This window comes from Saccharothrix sp. AJ9571, assembly GCF_021725495.1.
In the GTDB taxonomy this organism is placed as follows: domain Bacteria; phylum Actinomycetota; class Actinomycetes; order Mycobacteriales; family Pseudonocardiaceae; genus Amycolatopsis; species Amycolatopsis magusensis.
This window is the reverse complement of sequence record NZ_CP091382.1, coordinates 8,835,826-8,858,302: the sequence shown is the minus strand read 5'-3', so window position 1 is coordinate 8,858,302 and position 22,477 is coordinate 8,835,826. Positions and strand designations below refer to the sequence as shown.

20 protein-coding genes are annotated in these 22,477 nt (G+C 71.2%); 7 read left to right on the top strand and 13 right to left on the bottom strand.

What is annotated here, in order from left to right; translation table 11 throughout:
• Positions 1-2: 2 nt before the first annotated feature.
• The gene (locus L3Q67_RS40040; protein WP_499186619.1) at positions 3-1,286 is read right to left on the bottom strand and encodes a family 43 glycosylhydrolase; all 1,284 of its coding nucleotides are present in this window, start codon (positions 1,284-1,286) and stop codon (positions 3-5) included.
• Between the two features lie 550 nt (positions 1,287-1,836).
• On the opposite strand from L3Q67_RS40040, the gene L3Q67_RS40035 reads away from it, so the two are divergent.
• Positions 1,837-2,562, top strand: coding sequence for an AfsR/SARP family transcriptional regulator (locus tag L3Q67_RS40035; RefSeq protein ID WP_499186618.1), 726 nt, complete (start codon positions 1,837-1,839; stop codon positions 2,560-2,562).
• Positions 2,563-2,656: 94 nt separating this feature from the next.
• Here L3Q67_RS40035 and L3Q67_RS40030 read toward each other — a convergent pair whose 3' ends face one another.
• Positions 2,657-3,145 (bottom strand): winged helix-turn-helix domain-containing protein, encoded by a 489-nt coding sequence (locus L3Q67_RS40030; RefSeq protein ID WP_499186617.1) that lies wholly within the window; start codon positions 3,143-3,145, stop codon positions 2,657-2,659.
• A 56-nt stretch (positions 3,146-3,201) separates the two neighbouring features.
• Between L3Q67_RS40030 and L3Q67_RS40025 the strand changes: the two genes are divergently transcribed.
• Complete coding sequence (locus L3Q67_RS40025; protein WP_499186616.1) at positions 3,202-4,074, top strand: S41 family peptidase; 873 nt, start codon at positions 3,202-3,204, stop codon at positions 4,072-4,074.
• Here L3Q67_RS40025 and L3Q67_RS40020 read toward each other — a convergent pair.
• Together L3Q67_RS40020 and L3Q67_RS40015 are read right to left on the bottom strand one after the other, a co-directional pair.
• A complete protein-coding gene (locus L3Q67_RS40020) occupies positions 4,053-4,568 on the bottom strand; it encodes a pyridoxamine 5'-phosphate oxidase family protein (protein ID WP_499186615.1) in 516 nt (171 codons plus the stop codon). The two genes, L3Q67_RS40025 and L3Q67_RS40020, sit on opposite strands and share 22 nt — an antisense overlap.
• 65 nt (positions 4,569-4,633) lie before the next feature.
• Positions 4,634-4,948, bottom strand: coding sequence for a hypothetical protein (locus L3Q67_RS40015; RefSeq protein ID WP_499186614.1), 315 nt, complete (start codon positions 4,946-4,948; stop codon positions 4,634-4,636).
• Positions 4,949-5,069: 121 nt separating this feature from the next.
• Here L3Q67_RS40015 and L3Q67_RS40010 point away from each other — a divergent pair, with 121 nt between their 5' ends.
• Positions 5,070-5,765 carry a chymotrypsin family serine protease gene (locus tag L3Q67_RS40010; protein WP_499186613.1) on the top strand — a complete coding sequence of 232 codons (696 nt, stop codon included), beginning with the start codon at positions 5,070-5,072 and terminating at the stop codon, positions 5,763-5,765.
• 19 nt (positions 5,766-5,784) lie between these two features.
• On the top strand, positions 5,785-6,909 hold the full coding sequence (locus L3Q67_RS40005; protein ID WP_499186612.1) for a serine hydrolase domain-containing protein: 1,125 nt from the start codon (positions 5,785-5,787) through the stop codon (positions 6,907-6,909).
• 92 nt (positions 6,910-7,001) lie between these two features.
• On the opposite strand, the gene L3Q67_RS40000 is transcribed toward L3Q67_RS40005, so the two are convergent.
• Together L3Q67_RS40000 and L3Q67_RS39995 are read right to left on the bottom strand one after the other, a co-directional pair.
• Positions 7,002-9,449 carry a penicillin acylase family protein gene (locus L3Q67_RS40000; protein ID WP_499186611.1) on the bottom strand — a complete coding sequence of 816 codons (2,448 nt, stop codon included), beginning with the start codon at positions 9,447-9,449 and terminating at the stop codon, positions 7,002-7,004.
• 92 nt (positions 9,450-9,541) lie between these two features.
• Complete coding sequence (locus L3Q67_RS39995; protein ID WP_499186610.1) at positions 9,542-11,884, bottom strand: ATP-binding protein; 2,343 nt, start codon at positions 11,882-11,884, stop codon at positions 9,542-9,544.
• Positions 11,885-11,924: 40 nt separating this feature from the next.
• Between L3Q67_RS39995 and L3Q67_RS39990 the strand changes: the two genes are divergently transcribed.
• A complete protein-coding gene (locus L3Q67_RS39990; protein WP_499186609.1) occupies positions 11,925-12,920 on the top strand; it encodes a BTAD domain-containing putative transcriptional regulator in 996 nt (331 codons plus the stop codon).
• A 4-nt stretch (positions 12,921-12,924) separates the two neighbouring features.
• Here L3Q67_RS39990 and L3Q67_RS39985 read toward each other — a convergent pair whose 3' ends face one another.
• Entirely contained in the window at positions 12,925-13,653 is a 729-nt protein-coding gene (locus tag L3Q67_RS39985; protein ID WP_499186608.1) for an SDR family oxidoreductase, read from the bottom strand.
• A gap of 78 nt (positions 13,654-13,731) precedes the next feature.
• Here L3Q67_RS39985 and L3Q67_RS39980 point away from each other — a divergent pair, with 78 nt between their 5' ends.
• The gene (locus L3Q67_RS39980; protein WP_499186607.1) at positions 13,732-14,352 is read left to right on the top strand and encodes a TetR/AcrR family transcriptional regulator; all 621 of its coding nucleotides are present in this window, start codon (positions 13,732-13,734) and stop codon (positions 14,350-14,352) included.
• Here L3Q67_RS39980 and L3Q67_RS39975 read toward each other — a convergent pair.
• Genes L3Q67_RS39975 through L3Q67_RS39965 form a run of 3 tightly spaced genes read right to left on the bottom strand, consistent with a single transcriptional unit; the run spans position 14,330 to position 17,657 of the window.
• Complete coding sequence (locus L3Q67_RS39975; protein ID WP_499186606.1) at positions 14,330-15,484, bottom strand: metallophosphoesterase; 1,155 nt, start codon at positions 15,482-15,484, stop codon at positions 14,330-14,332. The genes L3Q67_RS39980 and L3Q67_RS39975 overlap by 23 nt on opposite strands.
• 25 nt (positions 15,485-15,509) lie before the next feature.
• Entirely contained in the window at positions 15,510-16,385 is an 876-nt protein-coding gene (locus tag L3Q67_RS39970) for an LLM class F420-dependent oxidoreductase (protein WP_499186605.1), read from the bottom strand.
• A 12-nt stretch (positions 16,386-16,397) separates the two neighbouring features.
• A complete protein-coding gene (locus L3Q67_RS39965) occupies positions 16,398-17,657 on the bottom strand; it encodes a PP2C family protein-serine/threonine phosphatase (protein ID WP_499186604.1) in 1,260 nt (419 codons plus the stop codon).
• A 126-nt stretch (positions 17,658-17,783) separates the two neighbouring features.
• Between L3Q67_RS39965 and L3Q67_RS39960 the strand changes: the two genes are divergently transcribed.
• Complete coding sequence (locus L3Q67_RS39960) at positions 17,784-18,701, top strand: hypothetical protein (protein WP_499186603.1); 918 nt, start codon at positions 17,784-17,786, stop codon at positions 18,699-18,701.
• Positions 18,702-18,873: 172 nt separating this feature from the next.
• Here the strand turns inward: L3Q67_RS39960 and L3Q67_RS39955 are convergent, their stop codons facing one another.
• The 3 genes from L3Q67_RS39955 to L3Q67_RS39945 all read right to left on the bottom strand — a co-directional run bounded on the left by L3Q67_RS39955 (position 18,874) and on the right by L3Q67_RS39945 (position 22,325).
• On the bottom strand, positions 18,874-20,502 hold the full coding sequence (locus L3Q67_RS39955) for an ABC-F family ATP-binding cassette domain-containing protein (RefSeq protein WP_499186602.1): 1,629 nt from the start codon (positions 20,500-20,502) through the stop codon (positions 18,874-18,876).
• Between the two features lie 266 nt (positions 20,503-20,768).
• Complete coding sequence (locus L3Q67_RS39950; RefSeq protein WP_499186601.1) at positions 20,769-21,026, bottom strand: hypothetical protein; 258 nt, start codon at positions 21,024-21,026, stop codon at positions 20,769-20,771.
• Positions 21,027-21,119: 93 nt separating this feature from the next.
• On the bottom strand, positions 21,120-22,325 hold the full coding sequence (locus L3Q67_RS39945) for a PucR family transcriptional regulator (protein ID WP_499191752.1): 1,206 nt from the start codon (positions 22,323-22,325) through the stop codon (positions 21,120-21,122).
• Positions 22,326-22,477 lie beyond the last annotated feature (152 nt).

The following is a 22,477-nucleotide window of genomic DNA, read 5'->3' as shown; positions in this document are numbered from 1 at the left end:
GCTCACGCCACTTCGACGTAGTCCACTTCCGCCCACCGGCTCAGGTGCTGCAGCCGCAGGGTGTTGGTACCGGCCACCAGGTTCACCTCGGCGGCGACCTGTGTCCAGTTGTCCCAGCCCCGGTCGGGGTAGTTCACCACCTGCGCCGCGCCGCCGTTGACCGTCAGCGTGTGCTGGGCGGCGCCGTAGCCCGCCGAGTATCCGATGTGGACGGTGTAGTTCCCGGACACGGGGGCGAAAACCGAGGTCTGCACCCAGCTGTCGGGCTGGTCGATCCCGGCCGCGACCTGACCCTGCGAGGCACCCGCCGCGCCACTGCGCACGATCGCGTTGTGCAGGGTGCCGCGCTCGGCCTCATGGCGGACGCGGCTGCCACGCACCACCGGGAAGTCGTTGGCCCACCCCAGACTCGCCGCGAACATGCCGCGCCCGCCGCCGCCGAGGTGACCGTGGAAGAACATCGTGCCGCCGACCGCGTCCGCGCCTCCCGGCCCGTTGACCGCGCCGTCCAGGCTGGCCGTGGTCAGCAGCGGCCGGTAGGCGCGCGTGTAGGACCCGGTCAGCGAGCCGGAAACCGCGTAGCCGGTCTGGTAGTTGCCCGAGGTGTAGATGCCGGCCGAGTAGAACAGCACGTACTGCGACGGGCGTTTCACCAGCACCGGTGCCTCGATCACGCCGGACTCCTCCGGCCGGTTGTTGCGCAGCAGTTCGACCCGGTTGCCGGTGAAGCTCAGGCCGTCGGCGGCGGTCGGCTGCAGCCAGATGATCGTGGGCTGGCCGATCGCGTTGCCGTCGTTCTTGTAGAGCAGGTACCGCGCGCCGTTGGTGTCGACGAAGCTCGACGGGTCGATGTCACCGCCTTCGCCCGCGTTGCACACCAGCGGCTGGGCCGAGGTCGGCTGGAACGGGCCCGCGGGCCCGTTCGCGAGCGCGGCGCCGAGGCACATGCGGCCCGTGGCGGTGCTCGGGCCGGTGAAGTACATCAGGAACCGGCCGTCCGAGCGCCGCGAGACGTCCGGCGCCCAGAAGCCGCCGTTCCCGGCCCACGCGGGTTTCTGCGGCAACGCGTCACCCTTCGCGGCCCACGGACCGGAGGGTGTGGGCGCGGTCGCGAACGGCACGCGGCCGCGCGAGGAACTGGTCGAATAGGCGTAGTAGGTGCCGCCGGATTCGAGCACGTCCGGGTCGGGGAAGTCGTGGCCGATCACCAGCGCGGGCGGCACGGCCGCCGCGACCGGGGTGGTGAGGCCGAGTAGGAGGAGCAACGGCAGGACGAGGCGCAACATTCTCACGAGTGCCCCCAGCTGTTGGCGAACCACAGACAGTCAAGCCGCCCGGACTCCTGTCGCGCCAGCGCATACGCACGAACGGCGGCACCCCCATGCCCAGGGTGCCGCCGTTCGGCCGGTCAGGCCGCGGCGTTCGCCGACAGTCGCACGTAGCCCACGCCGGGCGTCGTCGTGGAATCGCCGTGGATGTCGGTAGCCGTTCGCCGTCTGCCCGGTGTCGCCGGAACGCACCACGGCCGATCTCCCGAAGGCGCGTTCACCCACTGGGTTGGACAAAGGCGCGAAACGCGCACTGGGCCATTGGCATTACCCGCGCCCGCCGAATTCCGGGCCGGAGGTCGACGCGCAGTCGCGTTACCGGCCCCGAGGTCTCTTCCGGGTGTTCCTCAGTGGGAAGTCAAGCCCACCGCAGGTGGAGAAGTTGTCGCGTACGTACCGGAGACAGCGACACCGACGTGGGACGCAGCGCGGGGGAGTCGCGCTCGAGACGCCTGCGGTGCGATGCTCGAAAGCCGGTGAATGGTGACGACGGGAATGAGGCAGAACCATGGGCGAATCGGCGATGGACGGCAGATCCGCGCGGTGTTCGCACTTGACGCTGCTCGGCCGGTTCGAACTGGTGGTCGGCAGCGAACTGGTTTCCCTGCCGCGGGGCGCGCAGCGGCTGCTGGCTTTTCTCGGCGTCCGGAACGGGTTCCCGGTGAACCGCTCGGCGGCGGCCGAGCAGTTGTGGCCGGGGAGCAGGCGGCAGCGCGCGGCGGCCAACCTGCGGCAGGCGCTGTGGCAGGTGCGGCGGTCCACCGAGCACCCGGTCGTCGAGGCGGCCACCGAGCACCTGCGCCTGTTCCCGCTGGTCGCGGTCGACCTCAGCCGTGCCCTCGACTCGGCCCACCGCGCCGACCCCGGCGCCGACGAGTGGCTGGCCGGGCTCCTCGGCCGGGACCTGCTGCCGTACTGGTCGGAGGAGTGGCTGGTGGCGGAACGGCAGCGCTGGGAACAGGTCCGGCTGCACACCCTGGAGGCGATCGCCCGGCGTCTGCTCTCGGCGGGCTCGCACCTGGCCGCGCTGGAGGCCGCGCTGACCGCCATCGCCATCGACCCGGTGCGGGAAAGCGCGCACTGCACGGTGATCGCGGTGCACCTGGCGCAGGGCAACACCGGTTCCGCGTTGCGGCACTACCAGCACTACCGGGGCCTGCTGCACCGGGAACTCGGCGTGCTGCCCTCACCGCGGATGACCAAGATGGTCCCCGCCCCGCACGCCACGCTGTGACGGCTCAGTAGGTGAACTGGATGTACCCGCGTCCCCGCTGGCCGCGGCGGCGCAGGAGAAGGTAGGCGTCGGGGGCGGCCAAGGCCGGTGCGTGTCAGGCGCGGCGGTAGAGACCGACCAGCACCCCGTACCCGGCTTCGCGTTCGTTCGCCGGGGCCAGGTCGTGCACCACCGACTCGAGGTGGTCCTGCAACGCACTGGCCTGCGCCGCGGTCAGCCGGACCACCCGGTGCAGCAGCAGGGCGTCCTCGTCGCCGGCGGGGATCTCGTCGGCGATCGTGGCCAGCATCGCCTTCGTGGCCACGCCGTTCTCCCCGGGACCGAACCTGACCTTGGCCGCGGTCTTGACGAAGTACTGCTCGGTGCCACCGCGCACGGTCCGCGTGGGCCCCTTCCGCACCAGGCCCGCCTCGGCCAGCACCCCGAGGTGGTGCGCGATGTTGCCCTTGTTGACGCGAAGGCGGTGGGCCAGTTGGCTGATGGTCGCCCCTTCGGGACCGAGGTCCCGCCAGATCCGGTGTCGCGTCGGATGCGCGAAGGCCCGCATCTGGACCGGGCTGGTGGCGTGGATGACCTCGGGCACGGCTCAAGCGTCAAGGATGGTTGTCGCTTGCGCAAGCCCGTTGCTTGACTGCGCTCATGATCGGAATCCCTGAACTGCTCGACCAACTCCAGGCGCTGGTCCGCGAGCGCTACATCCTCGAAAGCGACGCCTCCACCATCGCCGAAGGCGTCGCTGAGCTGGCTCCTGAGCTGGCGGGTCTCGCGCCGGAGGCGATCGCCGAGACGTTGACCCGCCGCCTGCAATGCGTCAACAACGACCGCCACCTGCGCGTGCGGTACCGCCCGCAAGGCGCGGCGACCGGATTCGGCAGCGCGGAGTACGAAGCGCTGCACACCGCCGAGGCCCAGCGCAACGCGGGCGGCATCCGGCAGGTGCGGTTGCTCGACGGCGGCACCGGAGTGCTGCAGATCGCGCCGTACCTTTCGCCCGTGCACCTCGCCGAGCCGTACGTCCGCGCCGCGTTCACGCTGCTTTCCTCGGCCACCTCGCTGGTGATCGACCTGCGTGAAGGCCGCGGCGGCACTCCACGGACGGTGGCGCTGATCTGCGGCTACCTGCTCGGCAAGGAACCGGTGCACCTGCAGGACATCGAGGAACGCGGCGGCCCTTCGCGCCAGTACTGGACGACGCCCGCGGCGACCAGGATCGACGCGCCGATCCTGGTGCTGACCAGCAGCCAGACCTTCTCCGGGTGCGAGGAACTCGCCTACAACCTGCAGGCGCTCCAGCGCGCGAAGATCGTCGGCGAGACGACCGGGGGCGGCGCGCACCCGGTCGAGGCGATCGCGCTCACCGACCTACTGGAACTGCACCTGCCGAGCGCGCGCTCGGTCAACGCGGTCACCGGGACCAACTGGGAGCAGATCGGCGTGGTCCCCGACCTCGCCTGCGCGGCCGAGGACGCGCTGGAGACCGCGTTGCACCATCAGGAATCGCCGAAGGTGTAGCGGATCTGCCGGTACGGGGCCTTGCCGAAGGCCAGCACCTTGGCCGGGGTCACGGCGTAGACCGGGGCGCGGTGGTCGTCGTTGCCGGGGTCGCTGAACTGGCCGTCGACCACCTCGAACGGCCAGTCGAGCTTGTCGCGCCACATCCCCGCCAGCACGGTCAGCGTCTCCTCGTCGCGGAGCTGCGCCACCGTGCCTTCGACGATCACGTCGAGGCCCGACCGGTAGGAGTTCGTCCCGGTGGTGAGCACGCACCGCGGGTTCGCCTCGAGGTTGCGGGCCTTCTGCTCGTGCGCCCCGGTGCAGAAGTGCAGCCTGTCGTCCAGCCACATGGCGGGCAGGGGCACCACGTGCGGGCGCCCGTCCCGGCGCACGGTGGACAGCCAGAACATCTCCGACTCGCGCAGCACCCGCTCGACCTCGGCCCACGGCACCACCGTGCTGCCCGGTTCGCTGAACTCCGAGACCTGCAGGCCCGTGGGTTCGGTCGCCATCGTGGCTCCTCCTCGCTTCCGCGGATGACTCTCTCACCCGGTACCGACAAGTTCGCGGCACGGAACTAATCGGTGCCCGTCGCGAGGAGCACGGTCCGGTGGACCACCCGCGAGTCGCTCGCGCGGAGGAACGCGCGGGCCTCGGGTTCGACGACCGCGGCGGCAGGGTCCTCACCGGCGAAGGCGCGGATGGCCGCCGGTGACTCCCACAGCGTGTGCGTGGTCAGCTCGACCAGCCCGGCGTGCTCGCGGGAGAGCAGGTAGGCACCGGAGAAACCGGGTAACTCGCGGAGTCGGGGAAGGAGGGTGTGCTCGAAGTAGACGCGGTAGTTCTCCGCGCCCTGCTCGGTCGCTCGCGCGGACCAGGTTCTGGCTATCATCCCGTCATCCTGGCGGGTCACCGGCCCGGAATCGGGGTTTCGTCAGGATTTCATCGCCGCTGCCTAGGTTGGCTTCGCTCGGCGCGACGGGTGCCGGGCGAGAGACGAGGGGTGGTTCTTCATGGTTTCCACAAGGGCTTCGCGCTGGGCGCTGGTGGCCGGTGTGGTGGCGGCGGCCGGGCTGGTGCTCGCACCGGGGGCCGGTGCGCAGGAAAAGGTGGTCGTCACCAACGGGCTGCAGCTCGACCACGGCGCCGGGCTGACCCTGTGCACCCTCGGGCCGGTCGGCACGGACAACGCGGGCAGGCTGATCGGGATCACCGCGGCCCACTGCGCCGGTGGCGGCGACCTGTACTACCCCGGCAAGCGGGACCTCGGGCCGATCGGGCACTACGCCCACGTCTCGGCGGACCAGGCGTTCCACGACTACGCGGTGATCGAGTACGACCCCGCCAAGGTGACGCTGAGCAGCAACGGCCCGGCCCTGCGGATCGACCGCGTGCTCGAGGGCGGCCTGCCCGCGGTGGGCTCGAACGTGTGCAAGGACGGCCGGACCACCGGGAAGACCTGCGGGCTGGTGGGGTCCAACGCGGACGGGCTGATCACCTCGTTCGCGGTGAACGTGCCGGGTGACTCCGGCGGCCCGCTGGTGGTGGCCAGGAACGACGGCACCGCGACCGAGTGGGCAGGCATCGTGACGCGGGTGGCGCTGACCATGCCGCCGTTCGTCTACACCAGCGCGAAGAACATCCTCGACGACATCGCCACGCGCGGCCCGGACGCCCCCGGCGCCGGGTTCACGCCGGTGGACAACTGAGCGCGGGGAGGACTCGGCCATGAAGGCGAAAGCCGCGCTCACCGCACTGGTCCTCTCGGCGGGCGTGGTGCTCGTCGCGCCCGCGTCCGCGCAGGACCACGCCGTCACCCAGGCGGCCGTCGACACCTACCGGAGCAGCAACGGCGCTCCCGGCGCCGCCGCCGTCGTCCGCGAACAGGCCCGGATGTGGGGCGTCACCAGCGGAACCACTGCGCTGGGCCAAAACCGCCCGTTCGGTTCCGGTGACAGGCTCCGCGCGGGCAGCCTGACCAAGCCGTTCACCGCGGCCATCGTGCTGCAACTGGTCGCCGAGGGGCGGGTCGACCTGGACGCGTCGGTCGAGACCTACCTGCCCGGCGTGGTCCAGGGCAACGGCTACGACGGCGACCTGATCAGCGTCCGGCAGCTGCTCAACCACACCAGCGGGGTCAACGAGTACCTGTGGCTGGGCGGCGGGATCAACCCGATCGAGCACCTCCGGCCGCACACGCTGGCCCAGGTCGCGGGCTGGGGTCTCGCGCAGCCGCCGCTGTTCGCGCCGGGCGCGGGCCAGCAGTACTCGAACACCAACTTCATCCTGGCCGGGATGATCATCGAGCGGGTCACCGGGAACAGCTACGACCAGGAGCTGGCAGGCCGGATCACCGGCCCGCTCGGCCTGACCGGCACCTACCTGCCCACGCCGGGGGACAAGCGCCTGCCGCCGGGACACGTCCGCGGGTACGTCGGCCGGTACCTCTATGTCGACTTCACCGAGCTGATCGAGCCGAGCGTCGGCCTGTCCGGCGGTGGCCTGGTGACCACCGGGGCCGACGCGACCCGGTTCTTCCAGGCGCTGATGGCCGGGGAAGTGGTTCCGCCCGCGCAACTGGCCGAAATGCTGGAGCCGGCGCCCGGCGGTCCGGTGCACGGCTACGGCCTGGGGCTGGAACGGTTCCCGCTGCCGTGCGGTGGTGAGGCGTGGGGTCACTACGGCCTCTGGCCCGGTTACCAGTCGGTCGCCGCGGCCACCACCGACGGCCGGTCCGCCTTCGTCGCGGCGAACGTCATCAACAACATCGGCGGCGAAAGCGATTCCGTCGGCGGCGGGGGATCGGTGCACCGCGGGGTCACCGTGACCACCGTGCTCTGCGACCAGAGCTGACCCCGGAGGCGGTGGCCAATGCTATGAATGGGGCATTACTAGCATTGAACGCAAGTAATGCCCCACTCATAGCGTTGCTCGGTGGGTGGGCGCTAGTCGAGCGTGGTGGTGTGCAGGGCCGGGGAAGCGGCGATCTGCTCTTCGGTGAACCGGCCGGTGACCCATTGGCCCGCCGAGAACAGCTTCGTCTGGTCGGCGTGGTGCGGTGACGTGGGATCGGCCGACTGCGAGTACGTCATCAGCGTCGACACCTGCGGCGGGCCGTCGCCGGTGAACGACACCTGCTGGATGAAGCTCGAGCCCCAGGTGACCTCCGGCTCACCCGCCGCGCCGACGCCCGGCGTGATCACGTTGAGCACGCCCAGCGAGCCCGGAGCGCCGTGGATCGGGATGCGCTCGCCGTCGCGGGTCACCGTCTGCACGGCCGAAATCGGGGCGTCCAAAGGAATTCCGGCTTTCCGCAGCGCGTGCACGGCGTTGCCGAACGCCAGCCACACGTCCGCCCGGCCGGTGTCCAGCGTGTGGGGCGTGTGCACCGGATCAGCCGGGTTGAAGCCCACCTTCCACGGCGCCGTCTCGACCGGGCCCACGCCGAGGTCCGGCACGGGCAGGTTCGCCCAGAACTTCTCGAACAGCCAGGCCCCGCGACTGTCCGATCGGTACGTACCGTCCCACGCGGCGAGGATCGGGCAGGCCTCGCTCACGTTGACCAGGCCACCGCTGTACGGTGCCAGCCCGCCGAGGAAGCCCCGGCACATCTTCACCGTGTCCGCGAGGGCCAGTTCCGCGGTCCGGCTGCGGTCGGCGAACAGCAGGCTTCGCATCGACTCCGGCGTGAAACCCTTGCCGGGCAACCCGTCGGTGCCGTCGAGGCGCTTCTGCGCGGTCAGGATGAGCTCCTGCGTCCGGGTCGATCGGGTCGTGTTCATGTCGCCCATCACGCGCGGGTAGGACAACGGCTCGGCCGGATTCGCCAGCCAGGGGCTGTCGTTCGCGTTGCCCGCGAAGTCGGCACGGGTGAGCCGCGGCTGTTTCTTCGGGTCGAGCAGGCCGGGCGCGACCGCGTTCGGATCGGCGGGCCAATCGCATGCGCTGCGCTTACCGTCCAGAATGGACACCGGTGGCGTGCCGGGCAGCCGCAGGCCGTAGAACGTGGCCTGGCCGGTCAGGGTGAGGCAGGACTGGGCGTGCTCGTCGGTGATGTTAGGCGCCGCCTGGATGCCCGCGTACAGCGCGTTGCCCTTGCGGTCCGAGGCGACGGTGTTGAAGAACGGGCTGCCCTGCGTGCTTTCCAGGATGCGCACCACGTCGTCGGTGTCGCGGGCCTGGTCCAGCCGGAACCAGGTGTTCACCGCGCGCAGGTTGTCCATGTTCACGTCACGCACGGCGTGCGCGCTGACCACCCACGGCAGCGGGACACCGGCCAGCGAGGTGGTGATGGGGCCGTACCGCGTGGACCACAGCGTCCGGCTCACCTCTCCCGTCGTGCCGTCCGGGTTGCGCACGGCCACGCTGACCTGCTGGGCGGTCATGTCCTCCCACTGGCCGTCGACCAGGTACTTGGTCGGGTTCAGCGGGTCGACCTGCACGTCGAACAGGCCGAACGGCGCCACGGTCGCCACCGTGTGGCTCCACGCCACGTCGTCGTTGTGCCCGATGTTGACCACGGGCAGGCCGAGCAGGCTCGCGCCGGAGACGTTGAACCGGCCGGGGATGGTCAGCTGGCTCTGCCACAGGCGGTTCTTGCCCTGCCACGGGAAGTGCGGGTTGCCGAGCAGCATGCTGCCGCCACCGGCGACGCCCTGCGAACCGACGGCGAGCGCGTTGCTGCCGACCCCGTGCCGGTGCCCCGCGGAGATCGCCTCGACGATCTTCTCGCCGGTGGCCGTGGTGTCTTCGGAGTTCTCGGTGTCTTCGGCGGGTGCCTCGGCCGAGCCGACCGCCGGTGCCGCGGTGACCTGCCCGTCCAGGAGGTACTGGGCGGCGCCCATGATGACCTCGGAGTGCACGTGCCGGTAGACGTCCAGTTCGGTGATCGGCCGGACCCAGGCGGCGCCGTGGCAGGCCGGGTCGGTGATGCCGCCGGCGCCGGTTTCGGCCAGGTACCGGTTGTACCCCTGGACGTAACCGCGGACGGTCTCCTTCACCTCCGGCTCGGGACCGTTGGGCGCGGGCAGGCCGACCAGCCGCTCCACCGTGCCGTTGTCCTTGATCCGCTGGAAGTACAGGTCGCTGTTGAGGTTGTTCGTGCCGCCCGAGGTCCCGGTGTTCGCGTAACCGTCCGGGCCGAGGTACCGCGACCGCTCGGCGTTCACCATCAGGTAGGTGCTCGCCAGCGTGCAGATGTTGTCCTTGGCGGCCGCGTACCCGTAGCCCTCGCCGAGACCTTCGAAGCTCGACGCGGTGATGTGCGGGATGCCGAATTCGGTGTAGCGGATCGTCGTCGCGCCCGGCTCGGCGCCGGGTGCCGTGGCCGTCACGGTCGCGGTGGTGGCCAGCGCCACTGCTGCCACCGCGAGCCATCTTTTCTTGCGCGCCATCGCGCGTCCCTCCCTAACGTCAGCGTGCTCGTCGCGGCGCACGCTAGCGCCGGGCAATGAAATCCCGATGATTTCCCGTTGCCGCAAGCGATTCAGTTCAGCGAGCCGAGTGCCAGCCGGACCCGTTCGGCTTCCTCTTCGCGGTGCTGGCTCTCGTACAGTTCCAGTGCCTGTTCCAGCGCGGCCCGTGCCTTCTCGGGCCTGCCCAGCAGGACTTCGGTCCGGGCGAGCGATTCGAGCGCGTCGGGTTCGGCGTAGGTGTTGCCGTTGCCCCGGTGCAGGACAATGGCCTGCTCGTAGTGATCGCGTGCCTCGGCGTGGCGCCCGCTGTGGAGGGCGATGTAGCCGAGGCTGTCCACCGTGAGGCACTCGCCGAAGCGGTCCTGCTGCTCGCGGTGCAGGACGAGAGCGGCTTCGCAGTGGACGCGCGCCTGGTCGTACTCGCCCAGGTGAGCCTCGTGCCAGCCCGCGGTGTTGAGCGCGTCGGCTTCCCCGACTCGGTAGCCGATGGACTGGTAGAGCTCCAGTGCGGCGAGGGCGTGCTTCACCGCCCTCCGGGCGTCCTGCCCCGACCAGATCAGGGTGAAGCCGTGGTGGGCGTTGGCCTGAGCGAGCACGTCACCGGCCTCCTCGGCCAGGCTCAGCGACCGCCGGATGTGCTGCGACGCGTCCGCGCGCAGGCCGGTCAGCACGTAGGCGCGGGCGAGCAGGCGGTGGGCCAGGATCTGCGCGGCCGGATCGCCCGAGCGCTCGGCGGCGAGCAGCCCGGCCCGCCACATCGACACGTTCTCGTCGAGCAGACCCCGCCGCCACCGGAAGCTCTGCAGCGCCCACGCCAGTCGCCAGATCAGGGCGTGCCAGCCCCGGTCGACCGCGAGGTGGTGCGTGGCCAGCAGGTTGGTGTGCTCGGCGTCGAACCAGGCCCAGGCCGCGCCCTGGTCGGCCAGCCGCTGTGGCGGGCACGCCTCGTCGGGCTCGGGCAGTTCGATCGGCTGGCGCTGCGGGCTGAGCAAGCGGTCGGCGGCGAACGAGGTGTGCAGGTAGAACTCGGCCAGCCGCCGCAAGGCCGCGTCCGGCGTACCGGGGGAGAGGTCCTGGTGCGCGCGTTCGGTCGCGTAGAGCCGGACCAGGTCGTGCATGCGGAAGCGCCCGGCCGTGTGCTCCTCCAGCAGGGAGATCCGTTCCAGCCGGCGCAATGCCTGGGCCACGCGCTCGACCGGGAGCCCGGCGAGGCAGGCGGCGGCGGGAAGGCTGATGTCCGGCCCGGGGGCGAGCCCGAGCAGGGCGAACAACTCGGCCTGCTCGGGTTCGAGCGCGGCGTGGGTCCACGAGACGGCGGCACGCACGCTGGCGGCCGGATCGTCGGCGTCGAGCGCGCCCAGCCGGGTGGCGGCGTCGCGCAGTTCGGCGGCCAGCGCGGCCAGCGGGATGTCGGGCCGGAGCGCGCCGCGGGCGGCCACCACGGCGAGCGCCAGCGGCAGCCCCGCGCAGGACGCCAGCAGATCCGCGGTCGCGTCCGGCTCCGCGGCCAGCCGCTGCTCGCCGAGCCGGGCCCGCAGTAGGTCACGGGCGTCCACTTCGGACAGCAGGTCCAGCGTGATCGGCCGGGTGTCGTGCGCGATGACCAACCCGGCCAGGCGGTCGCGGCTGGTCACCACGACCGTGCAGGCCGGGCCGCCGGGCAGCAGGGGCGCGACCTGGTGGCTGTCGCGGGCGTTGTCCAGCACGATCAGCATCCGCCTGCCCGCCACCAGGCTCCGGTACAGCCCGGCCTGGGCGTCCGCGTCGGCCGGGATCGCGGCGGGCTGCACGCCGAGCGCTTCGAGCAGGCCCCTGATCGCCTCACCCGAGGTCATCGGCCGGCCGCTGGGGGAGAACCCACGCAGGTCGACGAACAACTGGCCGTCCGGGAAGTCCGCCAGGTGCTGGTGGGCCCAGTGCAGCGCCAGCCAGGTCTTGCCGACGCCGCCACCGCCGCTGATCGCCGAGACCACCACCGTCGCCCCCTCGGCGGCGGCACCGTCCAGGGTGGCGGTCAGGTGGTCGAGTTCACGGCGCCTGCCGACGAACCGGCCCGGTGGCGCGGGCAGTTGCCGGGGCGCTGGGTCGACGGAGGTCTCAGTTGTTCCGGTTGCTTCGGCGTTGACCGCGGCAGCCAGCAGTTCGTCGCGCTCGCCCGGCTCCGCGCCCAGCGCGTCGGCCAGCCGCCGCACGGTGAACACGCGGGGATTGGCCCGCTCGCCGGTCTCGAAGCCGCGGATGGTGCGGATCCCCACTTCGGCGCGTTCCGCCAGTTGCTCCTGCGTCAGCCCCGCCTGTAGCCGCAACTGCCGCAGCAGCGCACTGAACCGGCCCGTCACGAACCGGACTCTAGCGGGACCGGCCACATACGGCCGGTGCCCGGCCTGGTTCGGGCCGGGCACCGGCAGCAGCATCGAGGAAGAAGGCCAGACAGCCGAGAACGGAGAGCCCGCCGTGGTGCTGACCCAAGCCCAAGAGGTCCACTCGCCCGCCGCGTTGCTGACCGCGCGCGAGCGGGGTGTGCTGCGGGCGGTCGGCCGTGGCCTGTCCACCGCGGAGATCGCCGCCGAGCTGTCCATCGCCGAGGTCGCGGTGAAGCACCACCTCGGGCGGATCGTGGCCAGGCTCGGGCTGGGCGAGGAGGAACCCCGGCTTTCCGTGGTCGGTTCCCAGCCGGTCCCGGTACTTCCGCTCCGGCTGGCGGTCCTCGGTCCGCTGCGGGCTTGGCGTGGCGCGGAACCGGTGGACCTGGGGCCGGTGCGGCAGCAGGCACTGCTCGCGGTGCTGGTGCTGCGCGCCGGAGTGCCGGTCAGCCGCGGTGAACTGCTCGGCGCGGTGTGGGGCATGGACCCGCCTGCCGCGCAGGTGGTGCCGGTGTACGTCTACCGGCTGCGCAAGTGCCTGCGGCCCGGTGACGGCCCGGGGGAGTCGGTGATCGGCCGGGATCGGGGCGGCTACCGGTTTTCCGGCGAGGGCGTCGAGTCGGACGTGGACACGCTGGAGCGAATCACCGCCGACGCGGCCACCCTCGCCGATGCCGGAGACCTGACCGCCGCGGTCGGCCGGTACACCGACGCATTGGCGCTGTACCAGGGCGAGCCGCTGTCCGGCCTGCCCGGCCCCTTCGCCGAAGGCGCGCGACGGCGGCTGACCGAACGCAGGATCGTTGTGCTGCAAGAAAAACTGGAACTGCAACTGCGTATGGGCCGATACGCCGACGCGATCGGCGAACTGGCTGTCCTGACCTCGGCCCACCCGCACAGCGAGCCACTCGCCGCCCTGCTGATGCGCGCCCTCTACGGCAGCGGCCGACGCGCCGACGCCCTGGGCGTGTTCAACCGCCTGCGCCGCCGCCTGGTGGACGACCTCGGCGTCGAACCCGGCCCCTTGCCCCGCCGCCTCCATCAAGCCGTCCTCCGCGGCGACGACCTCACCATCGCGCGGCGCTGACGGCTCAGGCCTGCGCGGTCGGCCGGACCACGATGTCGCCCACATCGACGGCGGCGGGCTGGTCGATGGCGAAGGCGATGGCCCGCGCGATCGACTCCGGTGGGATGCCGAAGCTGTCGCGAGCCGTGAGGATTTGCGCCCGCACCGCCGGCGCGGTGATCGAGTCGGCGAACTCCGTGCCGATGACGCCCGGCGAAATCAAGGTCACGCGCAGGTCGGGGCCCGCTTCCTGGCGGAGGCCTTCGGAGAAGGTGCGGACCGCGTTCTTCGTCGCGGCGTAGACCGCCTGGTTCGGGACCACGCGCAGGCCCGCGGTGGACACGACGTTGACGAAGTGCCCGCTCCGCTGCTCCCGGAACACCGGCAGCGCGGCCGCGACCCCGTAGAGCACGCCCTTGAAGTTGACCTCGACCATCTGCTCCCAGTCCTCGACGCGCAGGTCGTCGAGGGGTGAGATCGGGCCGATGCCCGCGTTGCCGACCAGGACGTCGAGCCTGCCGAACTCGGCCTGAGCGCAGGCGACGAGCGCTGCCAGGGCCTCCCGCCGCCGGACGTCCGTGCGGATCCAGGCCACCGTGCCACCCGCGGCGGTGATGCGGTCCGCCAGTGCTTCGAGCCGTTCGGAGCGCCGTGCCCCGAGCACCACCTTCGCGCCGTCGGCGGCGAGCAGGAGCGCGGTGGCTTCCCCGATCCCGCTGCTCGCGCCGGTGATCGCCACGACCTTGCTGTCCATCAGCGTGTCTCCTTGAAGTAAGAGGTCTATCACTTATAAAGTAAGAGCCTTCTTACTTCGAGTCAAGGGAGCGGTGCCGTGGCCACCGGGAAACCAGCTCGCCGTCCTCGTGGAGAGCTGCGGCAGGCGCTGATCACCGCGAGCTTCGAGCTACTGGCCGAGAGCGGGCTCGCCGGGTTCTCCGTCGCCGAACTCGCGCGTCGGCTCGGCGTGAGCACGGCGGCGCCCTACCGCCACTTCCGGGATCGCGACCAGTTGCTCGCCGCCGTCGCCACCCAGGCGGCGGGCGAGCTCACCGAGGCGATGGAAGCCGCCGCGGCGGACGCCGGCGAAGACCCGGTCGACCGGCTGGCGGCCACCGCCGGTGCCTACGTGCGCTTCGCCGCCACGCGCCGGGCCGGGTTCGATGTGATCTTCGCGCGGGAACTACGCCCGCTGCGGGACGAGGCCCTGGCCGAGGCCGGGCGGAAACTCATGGCGCTGCTGCTCGACCTGGCCCGCGACGCCGGGCACCCGGAGCCCGCCGAGGCGCTGCGGTCGATCGAGCAGATCATCGCGCTGGCCCACGGTTACGTGACCTTGGACACCGGCGACTTCCTGACCGGCGCGCGAGTGTCCGAAGAGGACGTCGCCACCCGTGCCACGCGGGCGGTCGTCACGCTGCTGCGCGGGTCGCTCAGTTCGGCGCGCGCAGGGTGAGCAGGGTGATCTCGCTCGGTGCGAACACCCGCAGCGGCGGACCCCAGAAACCCGAGCCCCGGCTGGTGTAGAGCTGCGTCGTGCCGTGGTGGGACAGCCCCTGCAACACCGGCTGGTCGGTGCGCACGAGGTAGTGGAACGGCCAGATCTGCCCGCCGTGCGTGTGTCCCGCGATCTGCAGGTCGACCTGCCCGGCGGTTCCGGCGATCTGCTTGGGCTGGTGGGCCAGCAGCAGGATCGCGGTGTTCTCCGGCACGCCGTCGAGTGCCGCGTCGAGCCGGGCGCCATGGCCTTCGAGGCCGGACGCCTGGGCGGTGGCATCGTCGATCCCGGCCAGCACCAGGCGATCCCCGCCGCGTTCGACGACGATGTGGCGGTTGTGCAGCGGTTCCCAGCCGAGCGAGGCCAGGTGGTCCAGCCACGCCTGCGCCTCGCCGAAGTACTCGTGGTTGCCGGTGGCGTACACCTTGGCCAGGCGCGCACTGATGGTGCCGAGCGGTGCCGCCTGGGATCGCCGTTGCTGCACCGTGCCGTCGGCCACATCGCCCGCGTGGCACACGATGTCCGGCTCCAGCCCGTTCACCACCGCGGCCGTGCGCTCCGACCACCGCGTCCGGTCGATCGGCCCGAAGTGGGTGTCGGTCAGCACGACCACGGTGGTGCCGTCGAAACCGGCGGCGAGCCGGGGCAGCGTCACCTCGACACGGCGCACCCGCGGCACCCGCATCGCCTCGCGCACCCCGTAGAGCACCAGTACGAGGCTCACGCCGAGCACGAGCACGGCCACCAGCTGCGACCGCAGCGGTTCGGCGACGCCCAGCAGCGCCACCCGCGCGAGCAGGCTCAGCACCGACCACGAGAACAGCACCCAGACGACGCCGAGTGTGGTGTCCGCCACCACCGCGGCCCGGTCACTCCCGCGGCCGTGGCCGAGGAACATCAGCACCGGGAACGAAAGCATCGCGAGTCCGAAAAGGACAGAGCCGGCCAGTGCGACGGGTTCCGGCCACGGCAGCACGATCGTCGCCCACGGCACGCCGAACAACAGCAGCAGGGCGAGCACGACCACACCCGCGAACACCCCGCGCCGCCGCGCGCGGGGAGGCCGGGTTCGCTGCTCTGTCTGGGTCATGCCCCAACGTTACCTGCGAATCGTCCTAGCCGAGTTCGGCGAGCCGCGGCACGGCCGGGGCCATGCCGTCGATCCAGGCCGCCGGTGAGCCGGTGGTCGGCGTGACGATCACGGTCTGCACGCCGAGTTCGGCGTAGGGAGCCATGGCGCGGACGAACTCGTCCCGGTTGTCCGGGCCCGGTTGCGGGTTGTTGGCGATGATCGTCTTGCGGATGTCCGCGTAGTCCCGCCCGACGTCGTCGCAGTGCCCGCGCAAAACGTCCAGCTTGTGCCGGACGTCCTCCGGCGAGGAGCCGAAGAGGTTGCACGCGTCGCCGTACTGCGCGACCAGGCGCAGCGTCTTGCGCTCCCCGCCACCGCCGATGAGCACCTGGGGGCGGTTGATCGGCTGCGGCGAGCAGAGCGTCTCGGTCAGCTGGTAGTGCTTGCCCTCGAACGGCCCGTTGTCGGCCGGGTCCCACATCTGCGCGCAGATGCGCAGCGTCTCCTCCAGGCGCTCGAACCGCTCGCTGACCGGCGGGTAGGGCACGCCGAGGCCGTGGTGCTCGCGCTCGAACCACGCCGCGCCGACGCCGAGCACGGCCCGGCCGCCGGAGAGCACGTCCAGCGTGGTGACGATCTTGGCGAGCAGGCCGGGATGGCGGTAGGTCACGCCGGTCACCAGCAGGCCGAGGTCGATCGTGCTGGTGTGGGCGGCGAGGAAGCCGAGTGTGGTGTAGCCCTCGAGCATGTTCGCTTCCGCGGGCAGGCCGGTCGGCTCGATCTGGAAGTAGTGGTCCATGAACGACAGCCAGCTCGCCCCGGACGCCTCGGCGGCCGCCCCCACCCTGGCCAGCTCACCGGCGATGGCGCCGGTGCCGCCGTCGATGTCGAAAATTGGGAGGTGAAAGCCCAGCTCCATGGTTCGGTCTCCTCAGTCGGGTGGCGTGCCACCCACGCTAGGACCTGGAGCGCGCTCCAGCGCAAGTGCCCGGCGCCGGAGCAGGAGCATCGCGATGTCGTCCGGTACCGGGTCCCGGCCGACGAGTTCGGTCATCACCGCGGCGCACACCTGCTCCGGCGGGCCGGCGGTGACGGTGGCGACGAGTTTGCGCAGGCCGTCGTCGATCGAGCTGCCGCGGCGCTCGACCAGCCCGTCGGTGTACCAGCAGAGCAGGGTGCCCGGTGGCACGTCGATCGTGGTGCTGTGGCGCTGGGGCACGGCGATCGGCAGGCCGATGGGCGGGTCCGGCTCGATCGGCACGGCCGCCGCCGGACCGTGGGGCCCGGCCAGCACCGGCGGGAGGTGCCCGGCCAGCGAGATGGTCATCCGCTCGTGCGCCGCGTCGAGCACGCCGTAGCCGACGGTGGCCATCACGCCGGTTTCGAAGTGCTTGGCCTTGCGGTCGAGTTTGGTGAGCACGTCCGCGGGATCCTCGTAGTCCAGCGCGTACGCGCGCAGGGCGCTGCGTAGTCTGCCCATCACCACGGCGGCGCCGAGTCCGTGGCCTGCCACGTCGCCGATCACCACTCCGATCCGGCCGCCGGGCAGTTCGAACTGGTCGTACCAGTCGCCGCCGACCCCGGTGTTCGTGCCGGGCACGTACCGGGCGGCGAAGTCGAGTTCGCCGATGGCGGGCAGGTGCGCGGGGAGCAGCCCGCGTTGCAGCGCGGTGGCGGCGGCCTGGTCGGCGGCGGCGTCCTCGAGCTGGACCGCCAGCGCGAGCCGGGTGGCGACCATCTGCAGCAGTTCGACGTCGGTGTCGGTGAACTCCCGCTGGGTCACCGAGCCGACGTGCAGCACGCCGACCAGGCTTTCCGCGGCCAGCAGCGGGACGCCGAGCAGGGTGGCCAGGCCGCGTTCCCACAGCAGGGGGTTGACCACGGTGTCGGGGCCGACCTGGTCCAGCGCCAGCGGGCGGCGGGTGGCGGCGATGGTGCCGGCGAACCCGGCGCCGACCGGCACGCGGACGCCCTGGAAGACCTCCTCCTCGATGCCGGAGGAGGCGACCGCGCTCAGCACCCCGGCGGCCGGGTCGTGCCGCAGGACGGTCGCGGTGTCGACCTCGAGCAGCGTGCGAACGCGTTCGAGCAGGGCGACCAGCAACTTGTCGAACTCTAGATGGCTCAGCGCCGAATCGGTGATGGCTTCCAGTACCCGGAGCCGATCGTCTGAGCGAGGCTCTTCGGACACTGAGCCAGCCTAACAATGAACGCGACCCCGAGCACCCCGGTCCCCGCCGGGGATGTCGCCGCGTCCACAGCGGAGTATCCGAAAAACGCCCCGGACCCGGGCTGTTGATCTTGTAGCCTCCCGGCGGTGCACAACCTCACGGCGAACCAGTACGAGCGGCTGCGGCACCTGGTCCGGCGCAGCCCGGTGTTCATCGGCATGCGGATCGCGGTCCACGAGGACGAGGTGGAGGTGCTCGAGCCCGAGCAGCTCGGCTTCGGCCTCGCCCCGGTGGCCGACGCGGTGGACGGCGCCCCGATGGACCAGTGGGCCGATCTGGTCGACGCCTGCCTCGAGCGCGTCCTCGGCGCTCTGACCGGCGGTTCCGACGCGGATCTGCCCACCGAGCAACTCCTCGATCGCGTCTACGCGCGGGTGCGGCCGGTCGACGGGAGCCCGGTCGAATGGTGGTCCTACGCCAGACAGGTCGCGCCCGGCCTGCTGCTGGTGCTCGCCATCGACCACCCCGGCCACATCGCCATCCTCAACGACGACCAGGTCCGGCGGCACGGGTTCGACCGGCTCATGGAGGCCGGGCTGCACAACCTGTGCGGGCAGCTGCCCACCGAGTTCGCGGCGAGCGACGAGGTCTTCGTCTTCACCGGCGGGGACTACGTCGCCTCGACCGTGCTGGTCATGCCCTACGTCGTCGAAGCCGTCACCGGCTCGCCCGAGTCGCCGTACGGTGTGCTGGTCGCCATGCCGAACCACGGCATGCTGGTCTTCCACGTGCTGCGCGAAGGCGCCGACGCCCAGTTCGCCCTGCGGGAGATCGCCGAGCTGGCCGCGGAGCACTACGAGGAGGCAGCCAGTTCCGGTCCCGCCCAGCTCAGCCCGGCGGTGTACTGGTGGCAACCCGGCTCCCCGGTTCTCGAACCGGTCGCCCACCACGACGACAGCGCGACCGGGGTCATCGGCGACAGCCTCGTCACCCGGTTCCCGCCCGGTTTCGGCGATCTGATCGAGCAGCTGAACAGCCCTTCGCACGTCAGGACCGCCTGGTAGCGGACTCTGCTTCAACAGTTCATCGCACAGGCTGGGGGAGAGGTGGTTCGGTTTGTCCACATCGGACTCACCCGGCAGACCGAGGGCTGCTTCGCGGAGCAGTGCGCCGTCCATCGAAGGCGCGCACGAGGTCGCGCGCGACCAAAGCCGTGTGAGGCATGGCTTTCCCGCCTCAGTCGGCCTGGACGGGCGCACCGGTTTCCCGCAGGCTGCCGTGCTCGAGCCGTAGCCAGCGCTCGATCCCGACGGCGGCCAGGAAGCGTTCGTCGTGGCTGACCACAACGAACGCGCCCTCGTACGCGTTCAGCGCGCTTTCCAACTGCTCGGCGCTGACAAGGTCGAGGTTGTTGGTGGGCTCGTCCAGCAGGAGCAGTTGTGGCGCCGGTTCGGCGAACAGGACGCAGGCCAGGGTGGCGCGCAGTCGTTCCCCGCCGGAGAGCACGCCGACCGGCAACTGCACCCGCGCCCCACGGAACAGGAAGCGGGCCAGCGTGTTCATCCGTTGCGCCGGCGGCATTCCCGGCGCGAAAGCGGCGAAGTTTTCAGCCACCGTGCGGTCCGGGTCGAGCAGGTCGAGGCGCTGGGACAGGGAGGCGATCCGCCCGTCGACCCGGCGCACTTCGCCGCTGTCCGGCTCGTTCTCGCCGTGCACGATGCGCAGCAGCGTGGACTTGCCCGAGCCGTTGGCCCCGGTCAGCGCGATCCGCTCGGGACCGCGAATGGCCAGGTCGGCGCCCTCGCCGGCGAACAGGTCCCGCACCTTCAGCCGTTCCCCGAGGAAGAGCGTGCGCCCGGCGGGCACCGCGGTCTGCGGCAGCTCCAGTGCGATCTTCTGATCCTCGCGCAGGGACCGTTCGGCCTGGTCCAGCTTGGCCTTGGCCGAGCTGAGCCGGGCGGCGTGCGTACCGTCGGCCTTGGCGGCCGACTCCTGCGCGTTGCGCTTCATCGTGCCCGCGAAGATCTTGGGCAGTCCGGCGTTGCCGAGGTTGCGGTTGGCGTTGCCTGCCCGGCGGGCGGCCCGCTCACGTGCTTGCTGCATCTCGCGCTTCTCGCGCTTGACGTCCTGCTCGGCGTTGCGGATGTTCTTCTCGGCGACCTCGCGCGCGGCCCGCACCGCCTGCTCGTAGTCGGTGAAGTTGCCGCCGTGGAACCGGATTTCGTCGGAGTCCAGCTCGGCGATGCGGTCCATCCGGTCGAGCAGGGCGCGGTCGTGGCTGACCACGAGCAGGCAGCCGGTCCAGTCGTCGAGCACCTCGTAGAGCTTGCGCCGGGCGTCGAGGTCGAGGTTGTTGGTGGGCTCGTCGAGCAGGAGCACGTCGGGTCGCTTGAGCAACTGGGCGGCCAGCCCGAGTGACACGATCTGCCCGCCGCTGAGGGTGTTCAGGCGGCGGTCGAGCTCGATCTCACCGAGGCCGAGCCGGGCGAGCTGGGCGCGGGTGCGCTCCTCGATGTCCCAGTCGGTGCCGATGGCGGTGAAGTGCTTTTCGTCGGTGTCCCCGGATTCGATGGCTTCCAGTGCTCGCAGGGATTCCGCGACGCCCAGCACTTCGGCGACGCTCAGCTCACCGGTCAGTGGCAGGTCCTGGGGGAGGTAGCCGAACAGGCCGCCGACCGAGACGCTGCCCGCCGCAGGCCGCAGCTCACCGGCGACCAGTTTGAGCAAAGTGGACTTCCCGGCACCGTTCGGCGCGACCAGCCCGGTGCGGCCGCCGGGCAGGGAGAAGGACAACCGGTCGAACACGGGCGTGTCGTCGGGCCAGGAAAAGGACAGCGCGGAGCAGACGACGAAGGCGTCGGACATGGAAAAGACCTCGGGGAACGTGGTCGGGGCAGGAAGCGCCCCGAATGGCTTCGGTGGACGACGACATGGCCACGCCGGCTGTGCGAACAGCCCGCCGATGGCCTGCTAGGTCCGGGTCTCACCCGGAGATGTCGTCTGCACCTGCCACGTCAACGCTCCTGATCCGGAAATACCGCCTTCGACGATAGCAGCTTCCGCGCCCGCTGCCCGTCCCATCCCGAACTGGCCGGGATGCTGGCCCGCGTCAGCGATTCAATGCCTGTGAGCTACGAAGCGCGGACCAGACTCTGCCGGAGGCGGCGGGCGGACAGCGCCAGGCACCGGTCGCACGGCATGCCGCGCAGCCCGGACAGCAGTTCCGCTTGACCGGCCTGAAGCAGTTCGCCGCACAACGCCTCAAGCTCGCTCGGCAGCGCGCTGTCCAGATGCGCGGGCACGAGGTGGGACACGCGTCTCGTCTCACCGACGACGCCGCGCAGCAAGCGAACGACCATCATCGGCTGAGCCGGATCCACGTGTTCCATGGAAGCAAGGCTAGGGCCGTGCGGAGCACCGGGCTTCGTGCCAACGGACCAAGGAATCGCGAACCGTCTGGTCCGGCGGACCGAAAAGCCGTCCTACCGCTTTCCGAGGACCGCGGCCCCGAGCCGGTGGCACAGGTTCAGCGCCAGTTCCACGTCGAGCCGGTTGCCCGCCACGGGCCTGCCGAGCAGTTCCTGCGCCTTGCGCACGCGGTACTGCACGGAGTTCTTGTGCATGAGCAGCCGCTCGGCCGCGGCGGTGTAGCTGCCGCCCTCGGCCAGGAAGACGCGCAGCGTGTCGCGCAGCCGCTCGTGCTGCTCGTCTTCCTGCGCCAACTCGCCCAGGGTGTCCTCGACCCAGGCCCGCATGGCCGGGAAGTCCGAGGTCATCAGCGCCATCGCGCCGACGTCACGGAAGGTCAGTGCCCGGTCACAGTCGTCACCGGCCGCGACCGCCAGCGCGTGCACGCGGGCCGCCTGCCGGTGGCTCTTCCGGAAACCTTCGACCCCGCGGCCGGGTTCGCCGACCGCGACCCGCACCTCCGCGTCCGGGGCCAGCGCGCTCTCGAGTTCCTCGTCGGTCGGCCCGGTGGCCTCCTCGACGGGCAGCCACACCCAGGCGCACAACTCGTCGTTGGGCACGAACAGCGGCCGCACGCCGCCCGAGCGAGCGGCGGCCAGCCGTCCCGCCAGCGCCTCCAGCCCGGCCAGCGGGTGAGCCGGGCGTGAGCCTTCGGCGTACCAGGCGACCAGCCCGACGTGGGCGCCGCGCAACCGGTAACCCAGGGCGGTCTCGCTGGCGCCGATGTCCACGCCCTCGCCGTCGAGCAGGGAGCGGACCCGCGCCGCGCGCACCGCGCTGCGGTTGAGCAGCCAGGTGTCGCGCTCCTCTTCGTAGGCGGCGACGACCTGCTGGGTGACCCGGTCGATGAAGATCAACGCGCCGCTGAGCGCCTGGCGGGTCAGCGCGCCGAGGTCGTCGGCGTTCCGGTTCTGCCGCACGCCTTCCTGGATCGCCAGGTCCAGCACGGCCATCTGGCCGAGGTAGTAGGCGCGGATCAGGTCGATCACCGAGGTGCCGCGCTGCGCGAGCCGCCGGGCGTACTCGATCGCGGCGGCCGGTGCCTCCACCCGGGTGGGATCGATGCCGTGCTCGAAGATGCGCAGCGCGGTGTCGATGTTCTGGTAGACGCTCGCGGAGAGCAGGCTGACCATGCTCTCGTCGTCGTGCACGAGGTGGGGGAGTTCGCGCTCGTAGAGGTTCACCAGCTCGGCGGTCACCTCGGAGGCGCGCTCGTTCATCGCCGCTGCGACACGGGCGAGTTTGCCGGCGTGGGAATCCTCCACGTGATCACTGTAGGGCGTTACATTCCTCCGCCCGCTGTAAGCCCGCTATCTGACTGGCAGTGTCGGTTGGTGGCCACTGAACGGAGTCGGTGCCCCCGCTTCGCCGT